This is a genomic window from Ferrovibrio sp. (assembly GCF_017994015.1).
GTDB lineage: Bacteria > Pseudomonadota > Alphaproteobacteria > Ferrovibrionales > Ferrovibrionaceae > Ferrovibrio.
This window is the reverse complement of sequence record NZ_JAGOLP010000091.1, coordinates 1-8725: the sequence shown is the minus strand read 5'-3', so window position 1 is coordinate 8725 and position 8725 is coordinate 1. Positions and strand designations below refer to the sequence as shown.

Below are 8725 nucleotides of genomic sequence, written 5' to 3'. Positions count from 1 at the left end.
TCCGCAGGAGATCGTGATTGATGAAGTGGCCGGGCAATGGCTGGTGCTGCTGTTTGTGCCGCCCGACCTGCTGCTCTACCTGATCGGCTTTGTTCTGTTTCGCATTCTCGACATCACCAAACCCTGGCCGGCAAGCTGGGCTGACGGGCAGTTGAGCGGCGCGATGGGCGTATTCCTCGATGACTTGCTGGCGGCGGCTTATGGCTGCTTCGGCATGTTTCTGCTTGTGCATTTCTGGTGGTTATCATGACTGACACAAACCTGATCCTGGCCGAAAAGCTGCTGCAAGCCTGCCGCGCCAAAGACCTCAAACTGGCCACGGCCGAAAGCTGCACCGGCGGCCTGATCGCTGCGGCGCTGACCGAGATTGCCGGCTCATCGGATGTGTTTGAGCGCGGCTTTGTCACCTATTCCAACGCCGCCAAATCCGCCAGCCTGGGCGTACCGGCCGAGATGATCGCCGGCCGCGGCGCGGTTTCCGAGCAAGTAGCGCGCGCCATGGCGGAAGGCGCGCTGCGCAAGAGCCTGGCCGATATCGCCATTGCCTGCACCGGCATTGCCGGACCAGGCGGCGGCAGCGCCGACAAGCCGGTTGGCCTGGTGCATATCGCCGTGGCGCGCGGCGACGATGTGACCTTCCACAGCGAAAAGCGCTATGGCGATATCGGCCGCGCCGAAGTGCGCCAGGCCACTGTGCGCGATGCGCTCAGCCTGGCACTGGAAGCGATTTCGGACTAACTCTCAGCCAGTTTACGCACTTCGCCAGAAGCGGCGACGGTGCCGTCACGCACAAAGCGCTCATGGTTGGCATCGATATCGTCCAGCCGGTAGAGATAATTCACCATCAGGCCGGCAGATTCCTTGAAGCCCTTTTTTGAGCGGTCGCCGAGCCAGTTGAGGCGATGCACCTGCGAGCCATTGCTGAGATGGAACCGCGCCACCGGGTCACGCGGTTTGCCGCGGCTCTGGGCGGTGAGCAGATAGCGGGCACATAGCCGCGTCAGCGGCGCCTTGAGCGCACCGGCCAGGGCTTCGTTGTCAGCCCAGGATGTATCGCGCAACAAATCCGGCAACATGCCTTTTGAGAAACGTTTGCCGAGCGCCGCCGAAAGCGCATCGCGTTCGCTTGCCTTCACCACATTGGGCAGGCCATCGGCAATCGCCTCATTCAGCCAGGCGCGGAAGCCTGGGATCGGCGATAATGTTGAGAAGGTTTTCAGATTGGGCAATTCGCGGCTCAGATCATCCACCACCCGTTTGATCAGGAAATTGCCAAAAGAGATGCCGCGCAGGCCGGCCTGGGTGTTGGAAATTGAATAGAAGATCGCGGTATCGGCCTGGCCCGGCTCCAGCACCGGCTGGCTCTGATCCAGCAAAGCCTGCACATTGCCGGCTATGCCGCGCACCAAAGCCACCTCCACGAAGATCAGCGGCTCCAGCGGCATGCGCGGATGGAAGAAGGCATAGCAGCGCCGGTCGCTATCAAGCCGGTTGCGCAGATCATCCCAGCTTTCGATGGCATGCACGGCTTCATAGGCGATCAGCTTTTCCAGCAAAGCTGCCGGGCTGTTCCAGGTGATACGCTGCAATTCCAGGAAGCCGATATCGAACCAGCCGGTGAACAGGTCTTCCAGATCGGCATCCAGGATGCCGAGTTCCGGTGCTTCGCGGGCAAAGCGGGCTGCATCGGCGCGCATGTCGACCAGGAATTTCACCCCCTGCGGCAAGGCGGTGAACTGGGTCAGCAAACGCTGGCGCGCTGGCGTCAGCGCCAGGCGCAGGCGGCGCTCGGCCTTGTGCCGCGCCACCGGGTCGGCTGCCTTCAGCACGGCGTCAATGGCGCTCTGCACCGCATCGGAAGCCGCGCCATAATCGCCCACCAGGATCTTCAGGAAGCCGCGCTTGCCATCATCATTGAGGCGCAGATAGAGCCGGCCCAGCGAGGCCGCCCGCGCCCGCGCCGTCACTTCGCCGCCCTTCTCCTCCAGGCAATCGCGAAACAGCTTGGCCAGCCTTTCGCCATCCCGGGCAGAGAGCGCGCCATCGCGGCCAAGCTGCGCCGTCTCGCCGCCGGCCAAACCGCGCCAGGCATCCACCAAGCCGCGCAGCCCCTTTTCCAGCAGATTACCGCTGAGCAGATTCCCGGCCGGGGGCAGCGCGATCATGGCTTTCTCCTATCCTGAAGTCACTTGTCCCTGCTTGCCATATAATGCCTCGGCGCGGGTCTCAAAAGCCGCGACCATGCGTCGCACCGCTTCGCCGAACAGCAATTCAATGGTCTTTTGCAGCAGCCGGTTGCGGAATTCAAAATCGACAAAGAAGTCGATCTCACAGCCCTGCGCATGTGGCCGGAATATCCAGTGATTCTTGAGGTATTTGAACGGCCCTTCGCTATAGGCCACGTCAATGCGCTGCTTGGCCGGATCAAGCGTGACGCGCGATGTGAAGCGCTCGCGGAACATCTTGAAGCCGATAATCAGATCGGCCACCAGCAGATTGTCATTGCGCTCGCGGATACGAGCGCCGATGCACCAGGGCAGGAAAGCCGGGTAATGCTCCACCCCGGCCACAAGATCGTACATCTGCTCCGGCCGGTAGGGCAGGATGCGCTTTTCGGCATGGGTCGGCATCAGGCGGCAGCAAGCTTGGCAAGGCGCGCCGCCTTGAGCGCGGCAAAATCCTCGCCGGCATGATGCGACGAGCGGGTCAGCGGCGACGAAGCGACACGCAGGAAACCCTTGGCCAGCCCCAGCGCCTTGAATTCCTCGAACTCATCCGGCGGCACAAAACGCGCCACGGCGGCATGTTTGCGGGTGGGTTGCAGATATTGCCCCAGGGTGAGGAAATCCACATCGGCAACGCGCAAATCGTCCATCACCTGCATCAGCTCAATCTTTTCTTCACCCAGGCCAACCATCAGGCCGGATTTGGTGAAGATCGCCGGATCAAGCTGCCGCACCCGGGCTAGTAATTGCAGCGAGCCGAAATAGCGCGCGCCGGGCCGGATTGTCGGATAAAGCCGCGGCACGGTTTCCAGATTGTGGTTGTAGACATCCGGCCTGGCTTCCACCACCGCCTCGATGGCACCCGGCTTGCGCAGGAAATCCGGCGTCAGCACTTCCACCGTGGTATGCGGCGATGTGCGGCGGATCGCCTGGATGGTGCGGACAAAATGCCTGGCGCCGCCATCCGGCAGATCGTCACGATCCACCGAGGTGATGACCACATGATGCAGGCCCAGCTTGCCAACCGCTTCGGCGACATGCTCCGGCTCGTCATGATCCAGGCCCATGGGCTTGCCGGTGGCAACATTGCAGAAGGCACAGGCCCGGGTGCAGACCGCGCCCAGGATCATCACCGTGGCATGTTTCTGCTTCCAGCATTCGCCCAGATTCGGGCAGGCCGCTTCCTCGCACACGGTATTGAGCTTGAGATCGCGCATCAGCTTGCGTGTCTCGGCAACTTCCGGCGAGGTCGGCGCCTTGGCCCTGATCCAGTCCGGCTTGCGCAGCATCGGCGTATCCGGCTTATGCGCTTTCTCGGGATGGCGAAGATTAACAGGCAATTCGGTCACGGCTTCCTCACGACACTTTCCGGCGTCAGCACGGCTTCGAGCAGCACTTCCAGATCGCCGCGCACCCGCGTGGCGGTCAAGCGCGCCTGCGGCAGAATGGCCCGGCGCTCCTGCTGGCCGCCGAGCGACAGCCGCATGACATAACTAGCGCCATCCAGCAGATAGGAAAGCGCGTAATGCCGGCTGCCGCCCGGGCGCGTTACAATCACTTCGGCCAAAGGCGGCAATTCCTGCGCCCGCTCGGGCATGCCGGCCTCGAAGCGCAGCTTGGCCGTTATGCTGCGCTCGGCCAGGGCTTCGGCAAAAGCCTCAAAGGCCGGCCGCGCCACGGCATCCAGATGCAGCGACAATTTCTCAAAAGCCTCACGGTCGCGCCGCGCCTTGATATGCGCCAGGCGCTCGGCATCGTCGGCGCCGGCCGCATTGCGCTTCTCGATCTCGGCCAGCTTGCGCAGGAAATGCTCTTTCATGGACCTTTAAATAGCACTTTCCCGCCTGCCCGGCGACCCCGACAAAAGCCCTAGAAATTCAATGCCTTGCCATAGGCATCCAGCACCGACTCATGCATCATTTCAGAGAGCGTCGGATGCGGGAACACGGCATGCATCAGCTCGGCCTCGGTGGTTTCCAGCGTCTTGGCGATGCCGAAGCCCTGGATCATCTCGGTCACTTCGGCGCCGATCATATGCGCGCCGAGCAATTCGCCGGTCTTGGCGTCGAACACGGTCTTGACCAGGCCTTCCGGCTCGCCCAGCGCAATCGCCTTGCCATTGGCCATGAACGGGAAGCGGCCAACCCGCACCGCATGGCCCTTGGCCTTGGCAGCGGCTTCGGTCAGCCCCACAGAGGCAACCTGCGGCGAGCAATAGGTGCAGCCCGGAATATTCAAGACATTGAGCGGATGTACATCTTTTTCGCCGGCGATCTTCTCAACACAGATCACGCCTTCATGGCCGGCCTTATGCGCCAGCCAGGGCGGGCCGGTCAGGTCGCCGATGGCATAGATGCCCGGCTCGTCGGTGCGGCTGTATTCATCCACCACGATATGGCTGCGATCCACCTTCACCTTGGTGCCTTCCAGGCCGATATTCTCCACATTGCCGACAATGCCGACGGCCAGGATGACCCGTTCGACGGTGAGGCTGGTTTCCTTGCCGGCCTTGTCCTTCAGCGTGGCGGTGACAGTATCTGCGCCCTTGTTGAGCGCCGTCACCGTGGTGCCGAGATGGATTTTCATGCCCTGCTTCTCGAAGGCCTTCTTGGCCAGGGCGGAGATTTCCTCATCCTCCACCGGCAGCACGCGGTCCATCACCTCCACCACCGTCACCTCGGCGCCAAGCTGGCGGTAGAAACTAGCGAATTCGATGCCGATGGCACCGGAACCCACCACCAGCAGCGATTTCGGCAAAGCCGGCGGCACCATGGCTTCCTTGTAGGTCCAGACCAGCTTGCCATCCGGCTCCAGCCCGGGCAGCGAACGCGCCCGCGCGCCGGTGGCCAGGATGATATGCTTGGCGGTCAAGTCGGCCAGCGGCTTGCCATCCTTGGTCACTTTCACTTTGCCAGCCCCGGCAAGAGCACCATGGCCGTCAAACACCGTGATCTTGTGCTTTTTCATCAGGAATTTGACACCGCCGGAAAGCTGCGCCGCCACCTTGCGCGAGCGCTCCACGATCTTGGCGCCATCGATGCTGACCTTGCCTTCGACCTTGAGGCCAAAGGCTTCGGCATGTTTGATGTTGGAATAGATTTCCGCCGAGCGCAGCAAGGCCTTGGTCGGGATGCAGCCCCAGTTGAGGCAGATGCCGCCAAGATGCTCGCGTTCAATGATGGCGGTTTTCATGCCAAGCTGCGAACCACGGATCGCCGTGGTGTAGCCGCCGGGGCCGCTGCCTACCACGATCAGGTCAAAGCTGGTGTCGCTCATGGCGCTCTCTCCTACAGCGAACGGGCCTAATGCCTAAAGGGCGCGTGTGATGCCGCCATCCACGCGCAGATTCTGCCCGGTGATGTAGCCGGCGGCATCCGATAGCAGGAAACTCACCGTGCCGGCGATTTCCTCCACCTTGCCATACCGCCCCATCGGGATACGGGCCTTGCGGGTATCCTTCTCAGGCAGGCTGTCGATGAAGCCGGGCAGCAGGTTGTTGATGCGGATGCCCTGGGCGGCATATTGATCGGCATAAACCTTGGTGAAGGCGGCAAGCGCAGCACGCACCGGGCCTGAAACTGGAAAATCCGCTTCCGGCTCCAGCGTGGCATAGGTCAGCAGGTTGACGATGGCGCCCTTGCCCTGCGCCAGCATCACCGGCGTGACCAGCCGCAGCATGCGCACCACGCTCAGATGCACCAGTTCAAAGCCTTGCAGCCAGGCTTCATCGCTGATTTCCAGCAAAGGCCCTTTCGGCGGATGGCCGGTATTGTTCACCAGCGCATCGATGCGGCCGAATTTGTCCAGCGTCAGCTTGACCAAAGCCTCGGTATCGGCCGGCACCGCATTGGAGCCGGTGACCCCCACCCCCCCCAGGCTTTCGGCCAGTTCCTTGGCCGCACCCGACGGCGACATAGCCGCCACCTTGTAGCCCTCGCCGGCCAGCCGCTTGAGAATGCCGGCGCCCATGCCCTTGCCGGCGCCGGTAACGATAACAACCTTGGTCATGAAACGATCCTTACAGCAGCATGGTCAGCGGGTCTTCGACATAGCTTTTGAAGACCTGGAGGAATTCGGCACCCACGGCACCATCAACAACCCGGTGATCCACCGAGAGCGTGCAGCTCATCACCGTGGCAATGGCGAGCGCGCCGTTCTTCACCACGGCGCGCTGTTCGCCGGCGCCCACGGCCAGGATACAGGCTTGCGGCGGATTGATCACCGCGCCGAATTCCTTGATGCCGAACATGCCCAGATTGGACACCGAGAAGGTGCCGCCCTGGAATTCCTCGGGCTTCAGCTTGCCATCGCGGGCGCGGGCGGCCAGGTCCTTGGTCTCGGCGGCGATCTGCGCCAAGCCCTTGGCTTCGGCATGTTTGACAATCGGCGTAATCAGGCCATTCGGTGTTGCCACCGCCACCGACACATCGGCATGTTCGTAATAGATCAGGCCGCTTTCGTCATAGGAGCCATTCGCCGCCGGCACTTTCTTGAGCGCCAGCGCCACAGCGCGGATGACAAAATCATTGACGCTGATCTTGCTCGCCGCCTTGGCATTAAGCCGGGTGCGCAGCGCCAGCAATTCATCCAGCTCACACTCGATGGTGAGATAAAAATGCGGCACCGTCTGCTTCGATTCCGTCAACCGGCGCGCGATGGTCTTGCGCATCGAGGTCAGCGGCTCGACGCGATACGGCATCTTGAGCAGATCGGCCAATTGCCGCGCACCGGGGCCGCTTGGCGCAGCCGTGGCAGGGGCAGCAGCAGCAGGCTTCGGCGCAGCCGGCGTTGTGGCCGGCGCAACCTTGGCACCGCCGCCGGCAATGGCGGCTTCCACATCGGCCTTGACGATACGGCCATGCGGACCCGAGCCACTGACCGCCTTGAGATCAAGTTTGCCATCGGCGGCAAGGCGGCGCGCCAGCGGCGAGGCAAAAACCCGCTCGCCCTGCGCAACCACCGGGGCCGCAGCGGGGGCTGCGACTGGAGCTGGGGCTGGGGCTGGCGCCGCAACAGGCTTCGGCGCCGGCGCAACAGCAGGGGCTGGCGCAGCAGCTGGAGCAGCCGCGCCCGCCTTCTCATCCTCGCCACGCAGCAATGCGATGGGGGTATTCACCGCCACGCCTTCGCTGCCTTCCGGCACCAGGATCTGCTCGATCACCCCTTCATCAACGGCTTCGAATTCCATCGTCGCCTTGTCGGTTTCGATCTCGGCCATCACATCCCCGGCCTTGACCGTATCGCCCTGTTTCACCAGCCATTTGGCCAGCTTGCCCTCGGTCATGGTCGGCGACAGCGCCGGCATCAGGATTTGGATCGGCATGATGCGCTCCTTCAGCGATAGCAGACGGCACGCGCCGCCTCGACCACTTCGGCCACACTTGGCAAGGCAAGTTTTTCGAGATTTGCCGCATAAGGCATCGGCACATCCTTGCCGGTGACACGCAGCACCGGGGCATCAAGATGGTCGAAAGCCTGTTCCATCACCCGGGCGGCAATCTCGGCGCCAATACCGGATTGCGGGAAGCCCTCCTCCACCGTCACCAGGCGATTGGTTTTCTGCACCGACTGGATGATGGTGGCGGTATCCATCGGACGGATGGTGCGTAGATCAATCACCTCGGCCTCGATACCCAGTTCGGCCAACTTTTCGGCGGCCTGCAGGCAGTAGCCTACCGAGATGGCATAACCCACCAGGGTGACATGCTTGCCGGCCCGGGCGATGCGCGCCTTGCCGATCGGCACCACATAATCCTCCAGCTTCGGCACTTCGAAGCTGCGGCCATACAGAATTTCATTCTCCAGGAAGATCACCGGATTGGGATCGCGGATCGCCGCCTTGATCAGGCCCTTGAAATCGGCGGCGCTGTAGGGCGCCACCACCTTGAGGCCGGGGATATGCGAATACCAGGCGGCATAACATTGGCTATGCTGCGCAGCAACGCGGGCGGCGGCGCCATTGGGGCCACGGAACACAATCGGGCAACCCATCTGGCCACCTGACATGTAGAGCGTCTTGGCCGCCGAATTGACGATCTGGTCGATGGCCTGCATCGAGAAATTGAAGGTCATGAATTCAACGATCGGGCGCAGGCCGCCAAAGGCCGCACCAACACCCAGGCCGGTGAAGCCCATCTCGGTGATCGGTGTATCAATCACACGCTGCGGGCCGAATTCATCCAGCATGCCCTGGCTGATCTTGTAGGCGCCCTGATACTGGCCCACTTCCTCGCCCATCAGGAACACGCTCTTGTCGCGCCGCATTTCTTCCGACATGCCCTCGCGCAGGGCTTCGCGCACCGTCATGGTCACCATCTCGGTGCCGGCGGGGATATCCGGATCGGCCAGTTCCTTGCCGGAAACGATGGCCGGGGCGGCAACCGGGGCGGCAGCGGCCACAGGCGCAACAGCAGGCGCCGGAGTTGCAGCAGGAGCCGGAGCAGCAGCGGGTGCAGCCGCGCCGGCCTTCTCATCCTCGCCGCGCAGCACGGCAATGGGGG

At 62.6% G+C, this 8725-nt stretch carries 10 protein-coding genes; 2 read left to right on the top strand and 8 right to left on the bottom strand.

The genetic code is table 11. The features are described 5' to 3' along the window. Both KBB36_RS20035 and KBB36_RS20030 read left to right on the top strand, forming a co-directional pair. On the top strand, nucleotides 1-250 hold a 250-nt coding region (locus KBB36_RS20035), incomplete at its 5' end, for a phosphatidylglycerophosphatase A (protein ID WP_290985362.1). After that, nucleotides 247-738 carry a CinA family protein gene (locus KBB36_RS20030; RefSeq protein WP_290985358.1) on the top strand — a complete coding sequence of 164 codons (492 nt, stop codon included), beginning with the start codon at nucleotides 247-249 and terminating at the stop codon, nucleotides 736-738. The genes KBB36_RS20035 and KBB36_RS20030, both read left to right, overlap by 4 nt. On the opposite strand, the gene KBB36_RS20025 is transcribed toward KBB36_RS20030, so the two are convergent. From KBB36_RS20025 to KBB36_RS19990, 8 genes are all read right to left on the bottom strand, one after another. Further along, the gene (locus KBB36_RS20025) at nucleotides 735-2165 is read right to left on the bottom strand and encodes a malonyl-CoA decarboxylase (protein ID WP_290985355.1); all 1431 of its coding nucleotides are present in this window, start codon (nucleotides 2163-2165) and stop codon (nucleotides 735-737) included. The genes KBB36_RS20030 and KBB36_RS20025 overlap by 4 nt on opposite strands. 9 nt (nucleotides 2166-2174) lie before the next feature. Then, on the bottom strand, nucleotides 2175-2630 hold the full coding sequence (locus KBB36_RS20020; protein ID WP_290985352.1) for a type II toxin-antitoxin system RatA family toxin: 456 nt from the start codon (nucleotides 2628-2630) through the stop codon (nucleotides 2175-2177). Beyond that, nucleotides 2630-3574, bottom strand: coding sequence for a lipoyl synthase (gene lipA / locus KBB36_RS20015; RefSeq protein WP_290985349.1), 945 nt, complete (start codon nucleotides 3572-3574; stop codon nucleotides 2630-2632). Before lipA ends, KBB36_RS20020 begins: the two co-directional genes overlap by 1 nt. Further along, nucleotides 3571-4044 (bottom strand): hypothetical protein, encoded by a 474-nt coding sequence (locus KBB36_RS20010; protein ID WP_290985346.1) that lies wholly within the window; start codon nucleotides 4042-4044, stop codon nucleotides 3571-3573. The genes lipA and KBB36_RS20010 overlap by 4 nt, the downstream gene beginning before the upstream one ends. A 50-nt stretch (nucleotides 4045-4094) precedes the next feature. Further along, entirely contained in the window at nucleotides 4095-5501 is a 1407-nt protein-coding gene (gene lpdA / locus KBB36_RS20005) for a dihydrolipoyl dehydrogenase (RefSeq protein WP_290985344.1), read from the bottom strand. A gap of 33 nt (nucleotides 5502-5534) precedes the next feature. After that, on the bottom strand, nucleotides 5535-6233 hold the full coding sequence (locus tag KBB36_RS20000; RefSeq protein WP_290985342.1) for an SDR family oxidoreductase: 699 nt from the start codon (nucleotides 6231-6233) through the stop codon (nucleotides 5535-5537). A gap of 10 nt (nucleotides 6234-6243) precedes the next feature. Further along, on the bottom strand, nucleotides 6244-7548 hold the full coding sequence (locus KBB36_RS19995) for a pyruvate dehydrogenase complex dihydrolipoamide acetyltransferase (RefSeq protein ID WP_290985340.1): 1305 nt from the start codon (nucleotides 7546-7548) through the stop codon (nucleotides 6244-6246). An 11-nt stretch (nucleotides 7549-7559) separates the two neighbouring features. Further along, nucleotides 7560-8725: pyruvate dehydrogenase complex E1 component subunit beta (locus KBB36_RS19990; protein WP_290985338.1), on the bottom strand; the 1166-nt coding region annotated here is incomplete at its 5' end.

Excerpts from the sequence above, each read along its gene's own strand:
- KBB36_RS20020 (WP_290985352.1), bottom strand. The coding sequence starts at position 2,630 with ATGCCGACCCATGCCGAAAAGCGCATCCTGCCCTACCGGCCGGAGCAG.
- KBB36_RS20025 (WP_290985355.1), bottom strand. The coding sequence starts at position 2,165 with ATGATCGCGCTGCCCCCGGCCGGGAATCTGCTCAGCGGTAATCTGCTG.
- lpdA (WP_290985344.1), bottom strand. The coding sequence starts at position 5,501 with ATGAGCGACACCAGCTTTGACCTGATCGTGGTAGGCAGCGGCCCCGGC.
- KBB36_RS20030 (WP_290985358.1), top strand. The coding sequence starts at position 247 with ATGACTGACACAAACCTGATCCTGGCCGAAAAGCTGCTGCAAGCCTGC.
- KBB36_RS20000 (WP_290985342.1), bottom strand. The coding sequence starts at position 6,233 with ATGACCAAGGTTGTTATCGTTACCGGCGCCGGCAAGGGCATGGGCGCC.
- KBB36_RS19995 (WP_290985340.1), bottom strand. The coding sequence starts at position 7,548 with ATGCCGATCCAAATCCTGATGCCGGCGCTGTCGCCGACCATGACCGAG.
- KBB36_RS20010 (WP_290985346.1), bottom strand. The coding sequence starts at position 4,044 with ATGAAAGAGCATTTCCTGCGCAAGCTGGCCGAGATCGAGAAGCGCAAT.